This window comes from Steroidobacter flavus (genome assembly GCF_042651805.1).
GTDB classification, from domain to species: Bacteria; Pseudomonadota; Gammaproteobacteria; order Steroidobacterales; family Steroidobacteraceae; genus Steroidobacter; species Steroidobacter flavus.
Genome location: NZ_JBHSDU010000003.1, coordinates 1,908,122 through 1,930,504, shown reverse-complemented (window position 1 = coordinate 1,930,504; position 22,383 = coordinate 1,908,122). Strand labels below are relative to the sequence as shown.

At 61.9% G+C, this 22,383-nt stretch carries 20 protein-coding genes; 18 read left to right on the top strand and 2 right to left on the bottom strand.

What is annotated here, in order from left to right:
* Window positions 1-27: 27 nt before the first annotated feature.
* The 7 genes from ACFPN2_RS13835 (at window position 28) to ACFPN2_RS13805 (ending at window position 7,504) form a co-directional block, all read left to right on the top strand.
* Entirely contained in the window at window positions 28-771 is a 744-nt protein-coding gene (locus ACFPN2_RS13835) for a PP2C family protein-serine/threonine phosphatase (protein WP_380597435.1), read from the top strand.
* Between the two features lie 140 nt (window positions 772-911).
* Window positions 912-1,637, top strand: a complete 726-nt coding sequence (gene rph / locus ACFPN2_RS13830; protein WP_380597433.1) for a ribonuclease PH — start codon at window positions 912-914, stop codon at window positions 1,635-1,637.
* Window positions 1,638-1,644: 7 nt separating this feature from the next.
* Complete coding sequence (rdgB, locus tag ACFPN2_RS13825; protein WP_380597431.1) at window positions 1,645-2,238, top strand: RdgB/HAM1 family non-canonical purine NTP pyrophosphatase; 594 nt, start codon at window positions 1,645-1,647, stop codon at window positions 2,236-2,238.
* A 108-nt stretch (window positions 2,239-2,346) separates the two neighbouring features.
* Window positions 2,347-3,516 (top strand): radical SAM family heme chaperone HemW, encoded by a 1,170-nt coding sequence (gene hemW / locus ACFPN2_RS13820; protein WP_380597429.1) that lies wholly within the window; start codon window positions 2,347-2,349, stop codon window positions 3,514-3,516.
* Between the two features lie 460 nt (window positions 3,517-3,976).
* Window positions 3,977-4,177: a 50S ribosomal protein L31 gene (gene rpmE, locus ACFPN2_RS13815; RefSeq protein WP_380597427.1), complete on the top strand. Its 201-nt coding sequence runs from the start codon at window positions 3,977-3,979 to the stop codon at window positions 4,175-4,177.
* Window positions 4,178-4,393: 216 nt separating this feature from the next.
* Window positions 4,394-5,881, top strand: coding sequence for a M48 family metalloprotease (locus tag ACFPN2_RS13810; RefSeq protein ID WP_380597425.1), 1,488 nt, complete (start codon window positions 4,394-4,396; stop codon window positions 5,879-5,881).
* A gap of 327 nt (window positions 5,882-6,208) precedes the next feature.
* Window positions 6,209-7,504 carry a citrate synthase gene (locus ACFPN2_RS13805; protein WP_380597424.1) on the top strand — a complete coding sequence of 432 codons (1,296 nt, stop codon included), beginning with the start codon at window positions 6,209-6,211 and terminating at the stop codon, window positions 7,502-7,504.
* 24 nt (window positions 7,505-7,528) lie between these two features.
* On the opposite strand, the gene ACFPN2_RS13800 is transcribed toward ACFPN2_RS13805, so the two are convergent.
* On the bottom strand, window positions 7,529-8,152 hold the full coding sequence (locus ACFPN2_RS13800; protein ID WP_380597422.1) for a hypothetical protein: 624 nt from the start codon (window positions 8,150-8,152) through the stop codon (window positions 7,529-7,531).
* Window positions 8,153-8,185: 33 nt separating this feature from the next.
* Window positions 8,186-10,663, bottom strand: coding sequence for a penicillin-binding protein 1A (locus ACFPN2_RS13795; protein ID WP_380597420.1), 2,478 nt, complete (start codon window positions 10,661-10,663; stop codon window positions 8,186-8,188).
* A 499-nt stretch (window positions 10,664-11,162) separates the two neighbouring features.
* On the opposite strand from ACFPN2_RS13795, the gene ACFPN2_RS13790 reads away from it, so the two are divergent.
* The 11 genes from ACFPN2_RS13790 to hemE all read left to right on the top strand — a co-directional run bounded on the left by ACFPN2_RS13790 (window position 11,163) and on the right by hemE (window position 22,368).
* Complete coding sequence (locus tag ACFPN2_RS13790) at window positions 11,163-12,224, top strand: pilus assembly protein PilM (protein WP_206606496.1); 1,062 nt, start codon at window positions 11,163-11,165, stop codon at window positions 12,222-12,224.
* Between the two features lies 1 nt (window position 12,225).
* Window positions 12,226-12,858: a PilN domain-containing protein gene (locus ACFPN2_RS13785; protein ID WP_380597418.1), complete on the top strand. Its 633-nt coding sequence runs from the start codon at window positions 12,226-12,228 to the stop codon at window positions 12,856-12,858.
* Window positions 12,855-13,517 (top strand): type IV pilus inner membrane component PilO, encoded by a 663-nt coding sequence (locus ACFPN2_RS13780; protein ID WP_380597416.1) that lies wholly within the window; start codon window positions 12,855-12,857, stop codon window positions 13,515-13,517. Before ACFPN2_RS13785 ends, ACFPN2_RS13780 begins: the two co-directional genes overlap by 4 nt.
* 37 nt (window positions 13,518-13,554) lie before the next feature.
* A complete protein-coding gene (locus tag ACFPN2_RS13775) occupies window positions 13,555-14,076 on the top strand; it encodes a pilus assembly protein PilP (RefSeq protein ID WP_380597415.1) in 522 nt (173 codons plus the stop codon).
* Between the two features lie 20 nt (window positions 14,077-14,096).
* Entirely contained in the window at window positions 14,097-16,304 is a 2,208-nt protein-coding gene (gene pilQ, locus ACFPN2_RS13770) for a type IV pilus secretin PilQ (protein ID WP_380597413.1), read from the top strand.
* A gap of 168 nt (window positions 16,305-16,472) precedes the next feature.
* Window positions 16,473-17,021, top strand: coding sequence for a shikimate kinase AroK (gene aroK, locus ACFPN2_RS13765; protein ID WP_380597411.1), 549 nt, complete (start codon window positions 16,473-16,475; stop codon window positions 17,019-17,021).
* Window positions 17,018-18,118 carry a 3-dehydroquinate synthase gene (gene aroB, locus ACFPN2_RS13760; RefSeq protein WP_380597410.1) on the top strand — a complete coding sequence of 367 codons (1,101 nt, stop codon included), beginning with the start codon at window positions 17,018-17,020 and terminating at the stop codon, window positions 18,116-18,118. Before aroK ends, aroB begins: the two co-directional genes overlap by 4 nt.
* Window positions 18,115-19,278, top strand: coding sequence for a deoxyguanosinetriphosphate triphosphohydrolase (locus tag ACFPN2_RS13755; RefSeq protein ID WP_380597408.1), 1,164 nt, complete (start codon window positions 18,115-18,117; stop codon window positions 19,276-19,278). Before aroB ends, ACFPN2_RS13755 begins: the two co-directional genes overlap by 4 nt.
* Window positions 19,279-19,481: 203 nt before the next feature.
* Complete coding sequence (locus ACFPN2_RS13750) at window positions 19,482-21,032, top strand: anti-phage dCTP deaminase (RefSeq protein ID WP_380597406.1); 1,551 nt, start codon at window positions 19,482-19,484, stop codon at window positions 21,030-21,032.
* The gene (locus ACFPN2_RS13745; RefSeq protein ID WP_380597404.1) at window positions 21,029-21,214 is read left to right on the top strand and encodes a hypothetical protein; all 186 of its coding nucleotides are present in this window, start codon (window positions 21,029-21,031) and stop codon (window positions 21,212-21,214) included. Before ACFPN2_RS13750 ends, ACFPN2_RS13745 begins: the two co-directional genes overlap by 4 nt.
* A 68-nt stretch (window positions 21,215-21,282) precedes the next feature.
* On the top strand, window positions 21,283-22,368 hold the full coding sequence (gene hemE, locus ACFPN2_RS13740) for a uroporphyrinogen decarboxylase (protein WP_380597402.1): 1,086 nt from the start codon (window positions 21,283-21,285) through the stop codon (window positions 22,366-22,368).
* The last annotated feature ends 15 nt before the right edge of the window (window positions 22,369-22,383 follow it).

Sequence of the window (22,383 nt, the reverse complement as noted above, 5' to 3'; positions counted from 1 at the left end):
GAAGAGCCGTCCGGCCGGAGCCCGCGCTTGCGGATCGAGCATGCAGATTTAAGTCTGATCGGTGATCGTGAGGACAACCAGGACCGAGTAACTGTCGCCGCCACCGAAAAGGCCGCGCTGCTCGTGGTCATTGATGGTATGGGCGGCCATTCCGATGGCAGCCGCGCCGCCGATACGGCGCTCAAGAGCCTGATCGATTCCTTCCAGCAAACGTCCCTGCCGATGTTCGACCCCATCGGCTTCCTGCATTTGTCGCTGAGTCGTGCGCATGATGACGTGGCCCGCCTGGGCAACGGTCAGAGCATCGATGCGCGACCGCGCGCGACCATTGCCGTGTGTCTGGTCCAGGAAGGTGCAGCCTACTGGGCGCATGTCGGCGACAGCCGCATCTATCACATTCGCCACGGCAAGCTGGTGTCGCGGACCCGGGATCACAGCCACGTCGAGCTGTTGTTGCGCGAAGGCAAGATCACCGAGGAAGAATTGCCGAATCACCCGATGCGCAACTTCGTCGAATGCTGCCTCGGCGGCGATCCGGCGATTCCCGAAATGACCATCAGCGGGCGGCACACGCTGCAGTCCGGCGATGTGCTTCTGCTTTGCACCGACGGCATTTGGGCCAACTTGCGCGATACGGACATCGCCGCGTTTTTCCGCGACGACACGCAGCAGCTGCGAGCCTGGCTGGAAGCCCTGGGCCGCCGCGCGGTTCAGGCTTCGTCGCCTTTCAGCGATAATTCCACCGCTGCGGTCATGCGCTATCTCGGGTGAGCGCGGATGCCTTTTCGAAGCGACTTAACGTCGCTTCGAACCGCGCGAACGCCGGTACACGGATGTAACGGCTGGCCGTGGTTCCAGGGACGGCTGCTTGAGATAAGGCACCGTCGCCGAGTTTCTATTAAGGTTTACCCATGAAATCCAGACCTAGTGGCCGCGCTCCCGATGAGCTGCGGCCGATCCGCATTACGCGTCGTTTCACCCGTCACGCCGAAGGCTCGGTGTTGATCGAGTGCGGCGAGACGCGCGTGCTGTGTACCGCGAGCGTCGAAGAAACCATCCCGTCCTTCCTGCGCAATTCGGGCAAAGGGTGGGTGACCGCGGAATACGGCATGCTTCCGCGCGCCACTCACACTCGTAACAAGCGAGAAGCCGCGTCGGGCAAACAGGGCGGCCGCACGCTGGAAATCCAGCGCTTGATCGGTCGAGCGCTGCGTGCCGTGGTCGACACGAAGGCGCTCGGCGAGCGCACGATCACCATCGACTGCGACGTCCTGCAAGCGGACGGCGGTACGCGAACGGCTTCGATTACCGGTGCCTATGTGGCCTTGGTCGATGCCGTGAATTCACTGGTGCGCAAGGGCACGCTGCGCGACAGCCCGATTCATGGCCAGGTGGCGGCGGTCTCCGTCGGTATCTGGTCGGGACAACCGGTGCTGGATCTCGATTACGCCGAAGACTCCGAAGCCGAGACTGACATGAACATCGTCATGAACAACGGCGGCGGCTTCATCGAAGTGCAAGGCACGGCCGAAGGTCACGCCTTCCGGCGCGAAGAGCTCGATGCGCTGTTGAATCTGGCCGCGAACGGCTGCAGTCAGTTGCTCGCTCGCCAGCTCGAAGCGCTGAACGAGGATTGATCGGCTCATGCGTCTGGTGATCGCTACCGGCAATGCCGGCAAATTGAAGGAGCTGCGCGAGCTGTTGCCGCCGCCGGCGTTCGATGTTCTGCCGCAGTCGCAGTTCACGTCGATCAGTGTCGAGGAAACCGGCCTGACGTTTGTCGAGAACGCGATTTTGAAAGCCCGGCACGCCGCCCAGGCGTCCGGTTTGCCGGCGATCGCCGACGATTCGGGACTGGAAGTCGATGCGCTCGAGGGCGCGCCCGGCATCTACTCCGCGCGCTATGCCGGCGAAGGCGCGACCGACGAAGACAACTTGCGCAAGTTGCTCGTCGCGCTCGAGGGCAAATCGCCTGCACAGCGCACGGCTCGCTATCAGTGCGCGCTCGTATACATGCGCTCGCCGCGCGATCCGTCGCCGTTGATCTGTCAGGCGAGTTGGGAAGGTCGAATCACCAACGATCGTCGCGGTACCGGCGGTTTCGGCTACGACCCGATTTTCGAGCTCGCCGATCGATCGATGACAGTGGCGGAGCTGCCCGCGGCGGAGAAGAATCAGCTCAGCCATCGTGGCAAGGCCCTGCGTGGCCTGGTTGCACAACTGCGCGAGTCACTTTGAAACTCGGGATCGGGCATCCTGCCACGACCCTCGCTCGCCGCTTGCAGCGGCGGGGTACGTCCTTGTACCCAAGTGGCTTCGTTACATTGCCGTGGTAACTGGATAGTCGTGTCCCTTGCTCTGCCGCCGCTCTCTCTCTACGTCCACATGCCTTGGTGTGTGCGCAAGTGTCCGTACTGCGACTTCAACTCGCACACGGCGCCAGAGTTGGTGCCGCAGGCTCAATACATCGACGCGTTGCTCGAAGATCTGCAGAACGATGCGTCGGCGGCGCAAGGCCGCGCGCTCACCTCGATTTTCTTCGGCGGCGGCACGCCGAGCCTGTTCGCTCCCGATCAGATTGGCCGACTGCTGGAAGGGGTGCGCCGACACATTCCCTTCGATCCGAGTATCGAGATCACGCTCGAAGCGAATCCCGGCACGATTGAGCACGGCCGCTTCTCGGGTTACCGCGATGCTGGCGTGAATCGAGTCTCGCTAGGCGCTCAAACTTTCAACGAAGAACAGTTGAAGTTGCTCGGGCGCATTCACGGCGCGGGCGACATCGGGCGGGCGGTGGACGAGCTGCGCCAGGCCGGGCTCGATAATTTCAATCTGGATCTGATGTATGGCTTGCCGGCGCAGAGCGTGGCGCAAGCGCGCCAGGATCTCGAAAGCGCGCTGGCGCTGCAGCCCGCCCACCTGTCGCAGTACCAGCTGACGCTGGAGCCCGGCACCGTGTTCTATCACCGGCCGCCGGCGCTGCCCGAGCCCGACGACTGCTGGCAGATGCAGATCGACTCTCAGGAGCTGCTGGCGACGCGCGGCTTCGAGCAATACGAAGTTTCGGCTTACGCGCGAGCGGGTCGCAGAAGCCGCCACAATTTGAATTACTGGCAATTCGGCGACTACATCGGCATCGGCGCCGGCGCGCACGGCAAGCTGACGCGTCTGGATGAAGGCGCGGCGATCGTGCGGACGACTCGGGTGAAGCAACCTCGCGAGTATCTGTCTCGCGCCGCAGATCTGCGCGTGAGCGAACGACGCGTCGTGCCGGTCGAGGATTTGCCGTTCGAGTTCATGCTGAACGGCTTGCGACTCATCGAGGGCTTCGAGGAGCCGGCGTTCGAATCACGCACCGGCCTGTTGTTCTCGACCCTCGACGCCCCCATTGCGGAGGCCGAGCGGAAAGGGTTGCTCGAGCACGATGCGCATCGGCGCTGGCGCGCGACCCCGGACGGTCAGCGCTTCCTCAACGATCTGCAGGAGCTGTTCCTCCCCGAGCGCTCCGACAGCTGAGTGTCAGGCGAATCCGTGCGTGGCGGGGGAACGAAAAGTTCCCTCCACCGTGCCGTTCGCGTGTGAACTGTCCCACAAAATTTTCTTTGAAAACCGATCCCTTAGCGCCGCACACGAAGGGGTTATGCACACGTGTGAACCGTTGTCGTCCGCGCCCCACGTTGATGACAAAATCAAATGCGATATATCAGCAGGGCTTCGTAACCCATTGATCGCGCAAGGGGAAATACCCTGGTGAAAAAGTGAGCAATTTGACAGCGTCACATTTCTGCAAGGTTCGAGGTCGCTGTCGCGAGCAGTCATCCACACACTTATCCACAGACTTTGTGGATAACCGCCGTCAAGTACCTACGAATCCATTTGCCCCCATCGAGCGAGAAGTTTTTTTCTTGCGGGGGTGACCACCGGCCGCTACACTGCGCCCCTTTTTTCGGCCCAGTCCGACCCCAGATACAGCGCCATGAAAGACGGTATCCATCCAGAGTACAAAGAGATCAACGTGGTCTGCGGCTGCGGTAACTCCTTCGTTACCCGCTCCACGTTGGGCCATGACCTGCAGATCGAAGTCTGCTCCGCCTGCCATCCGTTCTACACGGGTAAGCAGAAGATCGTCGATACCGGCGGTCGTGTGGACAAGTTCCGCAAGAAGTACGCTCGCTAAGACTCGCGAGCTGGCTGAACCGGCGGGCGTTAAGCACGCGTTCAGCAGGCGGGCTCTACATCCAAGGGGCGCTCCGGTTTGCCGGGGCGCCCTTTTGTCGTTCGCAGTCCTGTTACCGTAACTAGGGAATCCGGTCAGGGAACTCGCGACGATTTGCATCGACATAGAGCTATGGAGTGCAATGGCTATCCCAGCCGTTGCGAGTCGGACGCCGCCATGCCGCTGAAAAACTCTGTTCGTGCCGTGCTGTTACTTGCCGCCTTGGCCGGGCCCGCGGCTTTATTGAGCGGCTGCGCTTCCAATCCCGTGACCGGCCGGCCCGATCTGGTGTTCCAGAGCGAAGCTGGCGAGATCAAGCGCTCCAAAGAAGTTCATCCGATGATCATGCAGCAGTTCGGCGGTCCTTATGACGACCAGCAGCTGCAGGTCTACGTGAACGAGGTGGGCCAGCGCACCGCCAAGGCCAGCGATCGCCCCGAGCTCGAATATCACTTCATGGTGCTCGATAGCGAGGACATCAACGCGTTCACCACTGGCGGTGGTTACGTTTACATCACTCGCGGCATCATGAATTACCTCAACTCGGAAGCGGAGCTCGCGGCCGTGCTGGGTCATGAAATCGGCCACGTCAGCGCCCGCCATCCGGTGCGGCAGCAGAGTAAGTCGACGCTGTCGAATATCGGTGCCGCCGCGGTCGGTTTGTTCACCGGCAGCGCCGACCTGGCCGGTCTCGCCAACTATGCCGGCGCGGCGCTGGTCAGCGGCTACGGTCGCGACCAGGAGCTCGAAGCCGATCGCCTCGGCGCGAAATATCTGAAGAACGTCGGCTTCGCGCCCACCAGCATGATCGACGTGGTGCGGCTGTTGAAGAACCAGGAGATGTTCGAGATCGCACGCGCTCGCGAGGAGAAGCGTGAGCCGCGTGTGTATCACGGCGTGTTCGCCACTCACCCGGATAACGACGAGCGTCTTACTGAAGTGGTGAAGGCCGCCGAAACGCTCAAGGGCGGTCCGACCGACAACCTCGATCCGGGGCGCGACAAATATCTGAAAGCCATCGAAGGTCTGCCGATGGGACCGAGCCGCTCGCAGGGCGTGCTCAAAGGCAATCGGTTCTATCACGCCGACCTGGGACTGACGATGGCCTTCCCGAGCGGCTGGACGGTCGAAAATCAGGCGGACCGCCTGGTCGCGCTCTCACCGCAGAAAGATAGCGTTCTGCAAATGCAGACCCAGGCGCCGCCGCCGAACACCGGCCCGCGTGAATTTCTTTCACGTCTGCTGGCGCGTTCCAGCGCCGCGCAGTCCGAGGCGATCGAAGTGAACGGTTTGCAGGGTTACACGGCGGTGGTGCGGGCGGCGAATACGCCGTTCGGCTTGATGCCGGCCCGCTATGTGGTCCTCTACCACAACAATCTCGCCTACATTTTCGCGGGTGCCACCAAGGGCTCGAGCGGCACGCCGAAGGCCGACCCGCTGTTCATGTCGACGGTGAAAACCTTCCGTCGTTTGAAGCAGAACGAATTCGCACTGGCCGAGCCGTACAAGATCAAGACGATCCGCGCCACGGAAACCACGCGCATCGCCGACCTTGCGAAAACTTCACCGTTGCCGACGTACGCCGAACAGCAATTGCGGCTGCTCAACGATCTGTACCCGAACAAAGAGCCGCAGCCCGGTCAGCTGATCAAGATCGTCCAATAAATCGGAGTTTTCCCCTCCGCGAGTGCGAGCAGATTAATCTCGCCGAAGGGAACATAAGTCCGCCTAATAGACAACGGCGGACTTACTTCACGGTATAGCGTCGCAATCGCAGCGATGCGAATTACTAATGCTCATCGCCGATCTCCATGCTTGATTCGCTGGCGACGACGTGTAAGTCTGCGCCTCCGATTTTTGCGCTTGCAAAAAGCCGCGACGATCGCAGGCCTAGGGACGGGCTCGATCGTTTTCCACGGCTTGGCCAGATGCTCCCTCACCGAAGCGCCCGGTCAGGCTTCCCCTGTGGCATCTGTTTGCGGAATTAGCCCCATGGCCGAGAAGAAGTTTGAACTGACCAACCTGGCGACCGGCAAGAAGTCGCTCGCCGACGTGAAGAGCGGCACGCTCGGACCCGATGTATTGAGCATCGGCAGCCTTGCCAAGGACCACGGCCTGTTTACTTTCGACCCGGGCTTCATGGCCACGGCGTCGTGCGAAAGTAAAATTACTTTCATCGATGGCGACGAAGGCGTGCTCATGTATCGGGGCTACCCGATCGAGCAGCTGGCCGAGAAGAGCAATTTTCTCGAAGTGTCGTACCTGCTGATCAACGGTGAATTGCCGACCACCGAGCAGCTTGCCGAATTCACGCACGCGGTCCAGTACCACACGATGATCAATGAATCGCTGCTGCGATTCTTCAACGGCTTCCAGTACAACGCGCATCCGATGGCGATGTTGTCGGGCGTGGTGGCGTCGATGGCGGCGTTCTATCACGACTCGATGGACATCAATAACCCGCGCCACCGGGAGATTTTCGCTCATCGCATCATCGCGAAGATTCCGACGATCGCCGCCGCTGCCTACAAGCACGCGCTCGGTCAGCCTTTCATGTACCCGCGCAACGATCTCGACTACTGCTCGAATCTGTTGCACATGTTCTTCGCCGTGCCGTGCGAGCAGTACAACATCGATCCGGTGCAGGCGCAGGCGCTGGATCTGCTGTTCATCCTCCACGCCGATCACGAGCAGAACGCGAGCACCTCGACCGTGCGTCTCGCCGGCAGCACCGGCACGAATCCGTATGCCGCGATTTCTTCGGGCATCTCGGCGCTGTGGGGCCCGGCTCACGGCGGCGCGAACGAAGCGGTGCTGGCGATGCTCGAGCAGATCGGCACCGTCGACAACGTGCCGAAGTTCCTCGCCAAGGCCAAGGACAAGAACGACAACTTCAAGCTGATGGGCTTCGGCCACCGCGTCTACAAGAACTTCGACCCGCGCGCGACCATCATCCGCGCCATGGCGCACAAGGTGCTGGCGAAGCTCGGCAAGTCCGACAATCCGCTGTTCGAGCTGGCGCTGAAGCTGGAAGAGATCGCGTTGAAGGACGAGTATTTCGTCGAGCGCAAGCTGTATCCGAACGTGGATTTCTATTCCGGCATCATCTACAGCGCGATCGGCATTCCGCAGTCGATGTTCACGGTGATGTTCGCGATCGCTCGCACCGTCGGCTGGGTGGCGCACTGGCAGGAAATGATCGCCGATCCGGCGATGAAGATCAGCCGTCCGCGCCAGCTGTACACTGGACCTGCGACGCGTCAGTACGTCGAAATCGAGAAGCGTTAAATTGGCTTCGAGGGAGCAGCGAGGTTAATAGTCGCTGCTCTCCGATTCGAGTAACGATTCCAACTCCGCCGCGTCCGCGCGGCGCATCGGCCGGCCGTCCACCGGGCTGGCCGGCGACTGGCGAATGCCGTCGATGGGAAACACGACCGCGTCGATTTCCCGATCTCCCGCCACGAATTGCACCACCGGATACGCTACCAGTCGATTGGGCTCGTAACGCAGCCGGCGCTCGGCCAGGTGATGCGGAATGTTCTTGTCCATCAGATGCAGCGTCACCCGCTCCGGGCTGTCCGCGAACAAATGCAGATTCACTTCCGAGTGCGCCGACGCCGTGCCGCTTAACACGGGCCCGACTAAGCGCGGCTGAAAGCTGTCCAGCAACTTCATCGCCTGCAGCGCCGTGCGGCGTAACGCGCTCAGCGCGGTCGAATGCTTGTCACCTTCGAACAGACGATGATGCGCGGCCAGTGCGGCTTCGATCTCGGTGTTCTTCGGCAGCACCGCGATGTCGGTCGCGCCGAGGCGCTCAGCTGCCTTCCGCTTGGCCAGGCCGTAATCATCGATGCCCTGCTCGGACATGATGCGGGCCGCCTCCTGCGCCAAGGCCATGCGCAGCTGCTCTGCGCGTGGATTACTTCGTTTGCTCATCTTCGTTCCCGTAATCAGCACCGACCCGCCGCTTCAGAACAGCGAGTCGTCCTTTTTCTCTTCTTCGTCATCGCCAGGCAGCGCCGAGTCGACTTCGGCCTGCGGCGGCAGATGGCCTGCCATGAATGTCTCGAAAATAGCGCTCGGATCGCCGGGCCGTGCGGCCAGGCCGGTATCCGCCGAGATCCGCATGGACACCAGTCCCGGCGGCGGGGTGCGTTTTTGTTCGGGCACACCCTTCAACGCTTCGGCCATGAAGTAGATCCACATCGGCAGCGCCGTGCGGCTGCCTTCTTCGCCGGGGCCGAGCGAACGTTCCTGATCGAAGCCCACCCACGCCGTGCCGACCAGCGAGCTGTTGAAGCCGCAGAACCAGGCGTCGCGACGATCGTTGGTGGTGCCGGTCTTGCCGGCAAGGTCAGAGCGCTTCAACTGCAACGCGCGCACCGCGGTGCCGCGCTTGACGACGTCCGCCATCATGTCGGTGATCAAATAGTCGTTCTGCGGCGAGAGAACCTGCGGCGCCAGCGACTTCTCCTGCAGATAAGTGCGACCGCCCCAGCGTGTCTCGTCGTTGGTAGCGGTGGTGATCGGCGCATCGATCAGATTGGTCACGCCTCCTTCTGTCTCGCCGGCGGGCGGCGTTGGCTGCACGCAGTCGACACAAGCGAACTTCGGTTGCGCTTCGAACTCGATTTTGCCGTTGGAGTCGACGATGCGCTGAATGAAATACGGCTCGACACGGAAGCCGCCGTTAGCAAACACCGAGTACGCGCTCGCCATCTCCAACGGCGACACCTGGGCGGTGCCCAGCGCCAGCGACAAATTGCGCGGCAAGGTGTTTTCCGGAAAACCAAAGCGCTCGATGAACTGCGTCGCGTATGCAGGTCCCAATGCATTCATCACGCGGATCGAGACCAGATTGCGCGAACGGACCAGCGCCTCTCGCAGCCGCATCGGACCACGAAACTCACGCGTATTGTTCTGCGGACGCCAGCTGCCTTCGAGCGTCGGGTCTTCGATCACCAGCGGCGCGTCGTTCACGATGCTCGCAGGCGTGAAGCCTTGATCGAGCGCCGCTGAATATAGGAAAGGTTTGAACGACGAGCCCGGCTGACGCTTGGCCTGCACGGCGCGATTGTAGTTGCTGGCGAAATAGTCGAAGCCGCCGGTGAGCGCCGCGATGCCGCCGTCTTGCGGATCGAGCGCGACGAATGCGCCCTGCGCTTCCGGGACCTGCACCATGCGCCAGTTACCCGAAACTTCCTGCGCGATATAGATGATGTCGCCGACCGCGACGACATCCGCCGCACGTTGCAGCTGCGGACCGACACTGCCATCGGGCAACGGGCTGCGCGCCCAGCTCAGTCCAGTCCAACCCAAGTTGACTCGTCCGGAGCCGCGTGAGTAAGCGACCGCGCTTTTTTCTTCCGTTGAGATCACGACGGCGGGTTCGAGACTGCCGCGCACCGCATATTCCTCGAGTGCCTGCGACCATTCTTTCTCGCGAGCACCCGACGGCAAAGTGACGCGTCCGGCGGGACCGCGATAACCATGGCGCTGATCGTATTCGAGCAACGCGCCACGCAATGCTTTCACCGCCGCATGTTGCAAACGACTGTCGACCGTCGTGATGACTTCGTAGCCGGCGGTGTACGCATCGGCGCCGAGTCGGTTGAACAGGTCGGCTCGCACCATCTCCGCGATATACGGCGCTTCGACTTCGACCGCCGGACCGTGCAGCTTCGACTCGACCGGCGACTTCAACGCCGCTTCGTATTCCGCTTGCGTGATGAATTCTTTCTCATGCATTCGGCGCAATACATAAGCGCGCCGCTGGCGGGCGAACTCCGCGTTCGCCACCGGATTGTCACGCGACGGCAGACGGAATGTGCCGGCAATGATCGCGATCTCGGGCAAGGTCAGTTGATCGACACTCTTGCCGTAATAAACCTCCGCCGCGGCTCCGATGCCATACGCGCGCTGACCAAGAAACATCTTGTTCATGTACAGCGCGAGGATTTCCTGTTTCGAGAGCTCCTGCTCGATCCGCAGGGTGGTGAAGATCTCCACCATCTTGCGTCGATAGCTCTTCTCAGGACTCAGGAACACGCCGCGCGCCAGCTGCATCGTGATCGTGCTGCCGCCTTCGGACTTGTTACCTGACAACAGATGCCGGATCACGGCACGCGCCAGACCGGGATAGTCGACGCCGCCGTGCTGGAAGAAGTTGTCGTCCTCGGCCGCCAGCACCGCATTGATCATCTGATGAGGGATGGCCTCGAAGGACAGCGGGATGCGGCGTTGCTCGCCGAACTGAGCAATGAGCCGCCCGTCACGGCTGAACACCCGCAACGGCACCTGCAGCCGGATGTCCTTGATGGCGCTGACATCCGGCAGGGCCGGACGGAGGTACTGATAGGCGCCGGCCAGTCCGAGCACGGCTGCGCCAGTCGCCCCGAGCACGCCTGCAATGATCAGCCGGAGGGGGGATTTGAGGTAACGTCGCATGGCAACTAAAAATCCTAAGTCCTTGCTTTGCCAGTTGCTATATCAAAAGCTGCTAGGCAATATTAGCCCGTGAACATAATCTGGTGCGGCATCGCGTATCGATCCAGGCCGGACCGATAGTACCGAATGCGCTCCAGGCTGACTTTGAGGTCAGACCCTGAAGATCGTTGCACACGACTCTCAGGTTTCACACCGGGAGGCCCGCGACGCGAAACCGCAAACGGCGTTCGGGGATAACGGCAGAAGACGGCGGAGCCGGGGTGGTGGAGCTGCGCCGCCCGGACGGTAAGGCCCTGATCTACCTCAGCTCCTGCGGATGAATGCGGCTAACAGGTGCTTACTACTGCAAAAACAGCACTTTTGCTGCGGGAATACCGCGATGGTATTTCGTGAGGCTCCTCACATTCAACTTAAGTCACGGCTGTATATAGTTGCCGCCCGTGTTTCGCGTCCGATCTCCGATCGTCACCTAAGTGTCTGATCAAGAAAGGGAACCAGCGTGCTGTTAACCGCAAAATCCAGACCCATCCTGGGCCTGGACATCACTACCTCCTCGGTCAAGCTCATTGAATTGAGCATGAGCGGCGGTCAATACCGCGTGGAGTCCTATGCCGCGGAGGCCACTCCGCCGAATTCAATTAACGAAAAAGCCATTGTCGACGCCAATGCCGTCGGCGAGGCGATCAAGCGCGCCGTGAAGCGTTCAGGTGCGCGGGCCAAGGAAGCGGCCGTGGCGATCAGCGGCGATGCCGCCATCACCAAGGTCATCCAGATGCCTCGCACGCTGGGCGAGAACGAGCTGGAAGGCCAGGTGGAAATGCAGGCCGACCAGTACATCCCCTTCCCCATGGAAGAAGTCAGCTTCGACTTCGAAGTGATCGGACCTTCGGAGAAGGATCCGGACATGCTCGACGTGCTGCTGGTCGCGACCCGCTCTGAGAACGTCGAACAGCGGATCGCCGCCTGCGCCGCGGCCGGTCTGACTGCCAAGATCGTCGATGTGGAAGCGTTCGCGCTCGAGAATGCCTGCCGCCTGCTGACTCACCAGATGCCCGATGGCGGCCTCGGCCGCGTGATCGCGGTGGTCGACTTCGGCGCCAGCTCCACCACGTTCAGCGTGTTGCGCGACCTGAAAGTCATCTACACCCGCGACTTCGCCTTCGGCGGTCAGCAGCTGACCGAAGAAGTGATGCGCACCTACGGCCTTAGCATGGAAGAAGCCGGCCGTGCCAAGAAAGAAGGCGGGCTGCCTGGCAATTACGAGACTGAAGTGCTCGGCCCGTTCATCGACGATATGTGCCAGCAAGTGAGCCGCTCGCTGCAGTTCTTCCTCGCCTCCGGCGCGGGCCGCGAGCAACCTGAACAGATTCTGATCTGCGGTGGCTGCGCCAACATCGCCGGTGCCGCCGAAATGATCCAAAGTCGCGTCGGCATCGAATCACAACGAGGCGACCCTCTGGGTCAGATGAAGGTCAGTCAGAAGGCCAAGGCGCAGGCAGTCAAGAAAGATGCGACCGCATTATTGACAGCGTGCGGGCTGGCGTTGAGGAGCTTCGACTGACATGCCAAGAATTAATTTATTGCCCTGGCGTGAGGCGGAACGTAAGCGCAAGCGTCAGGAGTTCGGGGTTGGCGCGGTCGCCGCGCTGTTGGGTGCCGTTCTGGTGTACTTCGTAGTCAACTGGCAGATGCAGTCGGCGATCGACGATCAGATGGCCCGCAACACCTATCTGAACGACCAGATCAAGGAGCTCGACAAGCAGATTGCCGAAATCCTGGATCTGGAAGAGCAGAAGAAACGCTTGCAGGCGCGCATCACCGTGATCGAGCAGCTGGAGCTGAGCCGTCCGGAGATCGTGCATGTGTTCGATCAACTGGTCCGCACCACGCCCGACGGCATCTATCTCACATCAGTGAAACAGACCGACCGTAAGATCGAGTTGAAAGGCATCGCGCAGTCGAGCACGCGCGTGGCCTCCTATATGCGCAATATCGACAGCTCCGAGTGGCTGAAAGATCCGGCGCTGCAGATTCTCGAGACCAAGGGCGCCAGCGACGCGGGCTCGCAGTTCACGCTGAACGCGACCCAGGAAAATCCCCAAGTGGCCGCCGCGGCGTCGGAACAGAAAGCCGGACCGGGCCAGAAGGGGCCGGTCTCCAAGAAGGCGCCTAAAGTTCCCGGAGGTGCGTCATGAGCACGTTCGTCGAACAACTGCGCGATCTGGATCCGAACGATCCGAGCCGCTGGCCGGTGGCATTCCGGCTCGGGGCCATTGCGCTGATCTTCGTGCTCGCCGCCGGTTTCATGTCGTACTTCCTGGCGTGGAAGGACAAGAAGCCCGAGCTCGACACGGCCCGCGCACAGGAAGCCGAGCTGTTACAGACGCTGGAAACCAAGGCGCGCAAGGCGGCGAATCTGGATGCCTACAAGGCGCAGCTCGCCGAAATGGAGCGCTCGTTCGGCGCGATGTTGCGCAAGCTGCCGGATAAGACCGAGGTGCCCAACCTGCTGACCGATATTTCCCAGCAGGGTGCCGGTGCCGGTCTGGATCAGAAGCTGTTTCAACCCGAGGCGCAGATCAACAAGGACTTCTATGCCGAGTTGCCCATCAAGATGCGGCTCACCGGGAGTTTCCACGCGATCGGCGCGTTCGTCAGCGGTATCGCGGCGCTGCCGCGCATCGTGACGTTGCACGACGTGGAGATCACGCCGGCGGCGGGCAAGGACAAGGAAGGTGGCAACGATCAGCTGCAATTGAACGTCACCGCCAAGACATATCGTTACCTCGACGACGAGGAGCAGGCTGCCCAGCAACCCCAGAAACGGGCGGGTCGTCCGCCTGGCGCGAATTAACGCGGCGCCTTACGGATAACGCCAAGAGCAGTCACTTATGACGGTACACAGCAAGCATCTTCGAACTCTCGCGACCGGCGCGCTCGCCCTCGTATGGCTGAGCGGCTGCTCGACAGACATGGACAAGCTGCAAGCCCAGGTCAGCGAGATCAAGGGCCGTCCCGGCGAGCGCATCGAGCCGCTGCCGGAGATCCGGGCATATGAAAGTTTCGCGTACAACGCCTCCAGCATGCGCTCGCCGTTCGTGCCGAGCGCGCCGGCGCGTAACGACGTGGCCAGCGCCGTGCGTCCGGACAGCAAGCGCACGCGCGAATTCCTCGAACAGTTCCCGCTCGACACCATGTCCATGGTCGGCACCCTGCAGCTGCAGGGGAACAACTACGGATTGGTCCAGGGCAAGGATGGCTTGGTTCATCGCGTGCTGCCGGGCAATTTCATGGGCCAGAACGACGGCCGCGTGATCAGCATCACGCCGACGCGGATTTCCATCATCGAGATCGTCCCCGACGGCCTCGGCGGATACATCGAGCGGCCAGCGGCGCTGGCGCTGAACGAATGATTCTCAGGGAGAAACACAGAATGTTGTTCTCAAGCGTGCAACGGTCTGCCGCGAGACTGGTCCTGGCCCTGGCCGCGCTGGCCGGGTTCGGCCAGGCTGCACTGGCGCAGTCCACCAATCGGTTGGAAAGCATCCAGGCGACGGCCACTGCCGGAAACAAAGTGGAGCTGACCCTCCGCCTGTCCGAGGATGCGCCCACTCCGCTCACTTTCACGGTCGACAATCCGGCGCGCATCGCGCTCGATCTGCCGGCCACCTCGGTCGCGATGACCTCGCGTCGAGTGGACGTGAAACAGGGCGTGCTCGACACGGTCAACGTCGCCGAAGCGAATGGCCGCACCCGCGTGGTGCTCAACGTCGACTCGCTGGTTCCCTACGAGACCCGCGTTCAAGGCAACACCATCGTGGTGTCGCTCGCCTCCTCCGGCACCGGCCGCACGCTGCAATCGAGCGCCCAGCCCGGCGGTTTCGCCGCGGCCACGCAGCGCCCCGCCGCTGCCACCAACGTCTCCGGCGTTCGCAGCGTCAACAACATCGACTTCCGTCGCGGTGGCGACGGCTCGGCTCGCATCATCGTCGAGCTGACCGATTCCAAGGTGCCCGCCGACCTGCGCCAGGAAGGCGGCAAGATCGTCGTGAACTTCGCCAAGACCGCGATTCCCGAAAACCTGTTGCAGCGTCTGGACGTGGTCGACTTCGCCACGCCGGTGAGCGCGGTCGATGCCCTGCGCGTCGGCGACGGTGCCCGCCTCGTGATCTCCGCTTCCGGCGACTACGAGCAGCTCGCTTATCAGTCCGACAACATCTACACGATCGAAGTGAAGCCGGTCGTGAAGCTGCCGCCCGAGCTGCGCGACAAGAAGGAATACGTCGGCGAGCGTTTGACCCTGAACTTCCAGGACATTGAAACCCGCGCCGTGCTCCAGCTGCTCGCTGACACGAGCGGCCAGAACATGGTCATCAGCGACTCGGTCGCCGGCAACGTCACCCTGCGCTTGCAGAACGTGCCGTGGGATCAGGCGCTGGACGTGGTGATGCGTACCAAGGGCCTCGACTCGCGTCAGGAAGGCAACGTCATCTTCATCGCGCCGGCCAACGAAATCGCTGCCCGCGAGAAAGAGCTGCTGACCGCGCGTAAGGAAGCTCAGGAGCTCTCGCCGCTGCGTACCGAGTACCTGCAGGTGAACTATGCCAAGGCCGCCGATCTGGCCACGCTGATCAAGTCGGGCGCCGGCTCGCTGATTTCCGAGCGCGGCAGCGTCGCGATCGACGAGCGCACCAACACCCTGCTGTTGCAGGACACGGCGGAGCGCCTTGCGGACATCCGTCGCCTGGTGTCGACGCTCGACATCCCGGTCAAGCAGGTGATGATCGAAGCGCGCATCGTGATCGTGAGCGACGACTACAGCCGCGACCTGGGCGTGCGCTTCGGTGCCAACGTCGCCTTCAATCAGGGCGGCAAGGACGGCCTCGGCCTGCTCGGCGGCCCGCTGAACGGCGAGAACGGCGTCGGCATCAGCCCGTACCCGGCGCTCGCGGGTGAGAACGACGACGATCCGCCGATCGGCACGCCGACCAACGGCACCGACGGCCAGCTCGGCGGTTTCATCCTGCCCGAGAACGCTGCCGATCGTTATCTGGTGAACCTGCCGGCCGCCAACCCGGCCGGTCGCCTGGCCCTGGCTCTGATCGACTCCGACTACCTGGTCGACCTGGAGCTGTCCGCGGCGCAGGCCGAAGGCCGCGGCGAGATCATCTCCTCGCCCCGTCTGATCACGGCCAACCAGCGTGAAGCCACCATCGAGCAGGGCGTGGAAATTCCCTACCAGGAATCTTCGTCCAGCGGTGCCACGACCACCCAGTTCAAGAAGGCCGTGCTGAGCCTGAAGGTGACGCCGCAGATCACTCCGGACAACCGCGTGATCCTCGACCTCACCGTGTCCAAGGACAGCGTCGGTCAGCTGGTCGCCAGCGCCACCGGCGGTTTCGTGCCCTCGATCGACACTCGCGAGATCGTGACCCAGGTGCTGGTCAACGACGGCCAGACCGTCGTGCTCGGCGGCATCCTGGAAACCGAGCGTCGCGACGCCGAGAACAAAGTGCCGTACCTGGGCGACATCCCGGTCGTCGGCCGCCTGTTCAAGCAGACCACGACCACGGACAACAAGGACGAACTGTTGATCTTCGTGACCCCGCGCATCCTGCGCGAAGGCTCGAGTCTTTATTAAGTCGGGATCGGGCATCCTGCCACGACCCTCCTGACGAGGCGGCAAAAGGCGTGACTTTTGCCGCTCGTCCGCCGCTGAAGCGGCGGGGTACATCCCTGTACCCGAGGGTGGTACTAGCAACGTAGGGCCGCCTTCGGGCGGCCTCTTTCGTTTATAGTCCCGCCTTGCATGACTTCCGAACCGACCAAGCCCGCGCTCGGCAATAACGTCTTCCTGATCGGCCCGATGGGCTCGGGCAAGACCGCCGTGGGCAAGCAGCTTGCGCGCCTGCTGCATCTTCATTTCTATGACAGCGATGCTGAAATCGAGCACCGCTGCGGCGTCGACATTCCCTTTATTTTCGAGAAGGAAGGCGAGGCCGGCTTTCGCGATCGCGAGCGTGAAGTGATCGACGCACTCACTCAGATGACGGATGTGATCGTTGCCACCGGCGGCGGCGCTGTCTTGTCGGAGTTGAATCGCGAGCATCTCGCCGGCCGGGGCCGCGTCGTCTATCTCCAGACCAGCGTCGATCAGCAGCTGGAGCGCACCCGGCACGGTCGCCAGCGCCCGCTGCTGTACACCGCCGATCCCGAGCGCAAGCTGCGCGAGCTGATGACCTTTCGCGGTCCGCTGTACGAGTCCATCGCCACCATCGTGGTGTGCACCGATGGCCGCCAGGTGCGAGCGGTCGCCGACGAAGTCGTGCAGCGTTTGCAGGAGCTGTCCGTAACATGAGTCACCAACCGCACGAACGAGTCGATATCGCCCTGGGCGAGCGCAGCTATCCCATTCTGATCGGGCCGCATCTGCTCGAGGACGACGCGCTGCTGAGCGAGCACGTCGCCGCGCGCAATCTGCTGATCGTCACCAACGAAACCATTGCGCCGTTGTATCTGCGGCCGCTGGAAACGGCCTTGAAGCATCGGCGCATCGCTTCGGTGGTGCTGCCCGACGGCGAGCAATACAAGACCTTCGAGACGATGATGCTGATCATCGATGCGCTGGTGAAGGAGCGCATGAACCGCGACGCAGCCGTCGTCGCGCTCGGCGGCGGCGTCATCGGCGACATGGCCGGCTTCGCGGCTGCGTGCTATCAACGCGGCATCGACTACATCCAGGTGCCGACGACGCTGCTGTCACAAGTGGATTCGTCCGTCGGCGGTAAGACCGCCGTCAATCATCCTGGCGCGAAGAATATGATCGGCGCGTTCCATCAGCCGCGCTGTGTGATCGCGGACACCGCGACGCTTCACACGCTGCCGGAGCGTGAGTTTGCCGCCGGTATCGCTGAAATCGTCAAGTACGGTTTGATTTACGACCCGGCGTTCTTCGCGTGGCTCGAAGAGAATGCCGAGGCGTTGTTGAAGCGCGTCGATGGTGCGGTGATTTACGCGGTGCGCCGCTCTTGTGAGATCAAAGCCGAAGTCGTCGGTATCGACGAGCGCGAACAAGGACTGCGCGCCATTCTGAATCTGGGTCACACGTTCGGTCATGCGATCGAGACGGCATCGGGCTACGGCAACTGGTTGCATGGCGAAGCGGTCGCGGCCGGCATGGTGATGGCGGCGGATTTGTCCGAACGGCTGGGCTGGCTGCCGAGCGCAGACAAAGAACGTGCGATCGCTCTGCTGAAACGATTCAAACTGCCCGTCGAGCCGCCGCGCATCGGCGCCGAGCGTGCGCGTGAGCTGATGGGGCTCGATAAGAAAGTGCTCGATGGCAAGTTACGACTGGTGTTGTTACGCAGCCTCGGCAAGGCGGATGTCGTCAGCGACTACTCAGGCGAAGCGTTCGCCGCCACCATGCGAACGCATTTCGACACCGCCGCATGACCACACCGCCCTCGCCGCTTGCTCCCTACGCTTCCTGGGACTCCCGGTCGAAGGGCCGTCAGCATCCCGAGGAGGCTCCGCGCTATCGCAGTGAGTATCAGCGGGATCGCGATCGCATCGTGCATTCCACCGCGTTTCGACGCCTGGTTTATAAGACCCAGGTGTTCGTCAATCACGAAGGCGATTTGTTTCGGACGCGCCTGACCCATTCCATCGAAGTCGCGCAGATCGCCCGCACACTCGCGCGAGCGTTGCGGCTCAATGAAACATTGTGCGAAGCCATTTGTCTGGCGCACGACCTGGGCCACACGCCGTTCGGTCATGCCGGCCAGGATGCGCTGAATGCCTGCATGCGCAACTACGGCGGCTTCGAGCACAACCTGCAGTCGCTGCGTGTCGTGGATGAGCTCGAAGAGCACTACGCCGCGTTCGCCGGGCTGAATCTCACGTTCGAGACGCGCGAAGGCATTCTCAAACACTGTTCGTTGAACAACGCCCGCAAGCTCGGCGAGCTGGGCGAACGTTTCATCCGGCGCCGGCAGCCGACGCTCGAGGCGCAGATCTCCAATCTGGCCGACGAGATCGCTTACAACAATCACGATCTCGACGACGGCCTGCGCGCCGGCATCATCACCGTCGACGAGTTGAAACAAGTGCCGTTGTTCCGCCGGCAGTACGACATCGTCATGGCTGCCTACCCGTCGCTGAACGGGCGGCGGCTCATCCACGAAGTGATCCGGCGCATGATCGCGTACGTCGTCACCGATCTGATCGAGAACACCGCCGCCCAGCTGCGCGCCGCCGCCCCGGCGGACGTCGAAGCAGTACGCGCGGCGCCGGGCGCGTTAGTCAAATTCAGCGAGCCCGTGATCGCAGAACATCTCGAGCTGAAGCGCTATCTGCTCGACCACGTCTATCGTCACTACCGCGTCCTGCGCATGACCAACAAGGCCGACGCGGTCATCAACAGCCTGTTCGAAGCCTTCTTCAAGCGCCCCGAGCTGTTGCCGCCCGAGCATCAGCAAATCGCCTCGCAGATGGAATCCCAAGCCGGCGAATCCGGCCGCGCCCGCGCGGTCGCCGACTACATCGCCGGCATGACCGACCGCTACGCCATCGTCGAACACGAACGCATCTTCGATCCCGCCAAGCGCAGCTGATCCCTTCTCCTCGCTCTGATCTTCGGTATCGACGCTGCGTGGCTCGACGCACGCAGAATTGCGCGCGTGACTCCGCGCGCAGAACGCGCGCCATTTCCCGCGGTGACTATAGAAATATTCCCGCCTCAACGAGGGGGCGAACCAGTCTGGGAGCACGATCAAGTACGAAGTCGATGGCTCATCAAGAGCCGCCGGATAGTTGCATGAACCAATTACTAGCGCTTTCGGGTCCCGAGCTGGTGTTCGGTCTCGTCGGGGCCGTGGGGTCCGATCTCGGAGCTGTGACACGCACGCTTACCGCGGAGTTGGAGCGCGTGCGTTACAGAGTCGAAGAGATCCATGTCAGTTCGCTCCTTCATCAGCTCGATTCATATGCGCACCTCGGCAGGCGTGCTTTTGCGTCCGAGTTCGATCGAATTCGGGAGCACATGAAAGGCGGCACTGATTTGCGCAACAGAATGGGCACTGGCGAAGTCATGGCAGTGCTCGCGATATCTGCAATTCGTCAACGTCGAATCCTGCGACAGCCCCATCTTCCACAGGACGAGGCCGGCAAACAACCGCTGGAACGGACCGCTTTTGTGATTCGCTCGCTGAAGCATCCCGATGAGATCCAGATGCTTCGATACGTCTACGGCGGAGCTTTCAATGTCATTTCGACGTACATGCCCCGACGGGACCGCGTCGAAGAACTGGCTGCGACCATCGCCGAATCGCGCGGCGAGACATACACCGACCGCTTTCGCGCCCAGGCGGAAGAACTGATTCAGATCGATGAGCAAGAACAGAACAAACTTGGACAGAGCGTTCGAGATTCATTTCCCTGCGGCGATTTTTTCGTGGACGCGCGCTCATCGGAACGGTTGCAAGCGGGGCTGGCACGCTATGTCCGCCTGCTCTTCGGCCATCCATTCGAGACGCCGACGCGGGATGAGTTCGCAATGTTTCACGCATATGCGGCAGCACTTCGATCCGCGGATCTGGGGCGACAGGTTGGCGTCGCTGTCACAAATCAGGATGGCAGCATTCTCGCGGTGGGATGCAACGACGTCCCGAAGGTGGGTGGCGGTCTGTACTGGAGCGGAGAAAGTCCGGATCACCGGGATTTCGTGAAGGGCGTCGATAGCACCAGCAGGTTCAAGCGCCAGTTGCTCGCGCAAGCACTCGCTCGGCTACGCGATGCGGGGTGGCGTCCGCCGGACAATTCTCCGGGCGATGCCGATTCGCTGCTCGCCGCTGGAATGCTCAATGGCACGCAGATCCAGAACCTGTTGGAGTTCGGCCGTTCAGTACACGCTGAAATGTCGGCGCTCTCGGAAGCCGCGCACCGCGGCATCGCCGTCGAGCACGCCAGCATGTACACCACCACATTTCCTTGTCATTTATGCGCCAGGCATATCATTTCAGCTGGCATACGTCGTGTGGTGTACATCGAGCCCTATCCGAAGAGCCTTGCGCGCGAGTTGTACGAGGACATGATAGATGTCGACCCATGTGTCGCACGACCGGATCGCGTTACGTTCGAGCCGTTCGTCGGAGTTGCGCCGAGTATCTATACAGAAATGTTCCGCGCGACTGATCGCAAAGATTCGCGGGGAAACGCTATCGCGTGGATTGACGGAAAAGCACAGCCGCGCCTCAAGCGCTTCGTTGCCTCGTATCTATTGATCGAGGGTGGCGTGCTTGGTAACGTTCTGCCCGTCATACTTGCGCGCAGCGCAGGTTCTCGGGTGTTGGAGGAGACCTCAATATGAGTCCAGTGAAAGGTTCCGACCTCGAACGGCAGATCGAGATGGCCCGTCGGGAGCTTGAAAGCTGGCCGCAATGGCTCAAGAACGCCTCCGGTATTGGTGACAAGAAAGCCGTCGTTGCCAGCGACGGGAATGCCCCCGCCACCAGGCTTGCACCGAGTCTTTCTGATTTTCTCGATGACTAGATCGGTGCCGCCGGCAGGACGATTGATTTGCGCTGCCGCAACGTGCAAGTGGTAAATTACCAGTCACGATGACTGGTACTTCCAAGCCCGCTCCAACCAACGACCTGCTCCTCCGCGCCCTGCTGAGACAGCCGGTCGATCGCACCCCCGTGTGGATGATGCGTCAGGCCGGTCGTTATCTGCCGGAATACCGCGCCACGCGTGAGCGGGCCGGGAGTTTCCTGAAGCTGTGCATGACGCCGGAGCTGGCGTGCGAAGTCACATTACAGCCCCTGGATCGGTACCCGCTCGATGCGGCGATTCTGTTCTCCGACATCCTGACGATTCCTCATGCTCTCGGGCTGGGATTGCAGTTCGAGACCGGTGAGGGGCCGCGCATCGAGCGGCCGGTGCGGTCGAAGGCGGATGTGGAGAAGTTGGGCGTGCCGGATCCGCAGGTCGAGCTGCGCTATGTGATGGATGCGGTGAGCTTGATTCGGAAGGAACTGAACGGGCGTGTGCCGCTGATCGGTTTCGCCGGCAGTCCGTGGACGGTCGGTACATACATTGTCGAAGGCGGTAGCTCGAAGGAGTTTTCTCGTATCAAGACGATGATGTACAACGAGCCCGCCACGCTGCGTGCGTTGTTACAGCTGCTGGCCGATTCCACCCGCGCCTATCTCAATGCGCAGATCGCGGCCGGTGCGCAGGCGGTGATGATTTTCGATACCTGGGGCGGCGTGCTCACGCCGGCGCAGTATCGAGAGTTCTCGTTGCACTACATGCAGAGCATCGTCGATGGATTGACGCGTGAAGCCGAAGGCCGGCGCGTGCCGGTGATCTTGTTCACCAAAGGCGCCGGCGACCGGCTGAGTATCATGGCGCAGACGGGCTGCGATGCGCTGGGTGTCGACTGGACGACCGATCTCGCCGACGCGCGTCGCCTGGTGAACGATCGCGTGGCGCTTCAGGGCAATCTCGATCCGAACTGCCTGTACGCGGCACCCGAGAAGATCCGAGAGGAAGTGGGACGAGTCCTGTCGAGCTACGGGCACGGGCATGGCCACGTGTTCAATCTGGGCCACGGCATTCACCCGGCCGTGCCGCCCGAGCACGCCGGCGCGATGATCGCCGCCGTGCACGAGCTGAGCCCTCAATATCACATCCCGCGCTGACGCACGGGATGGTTG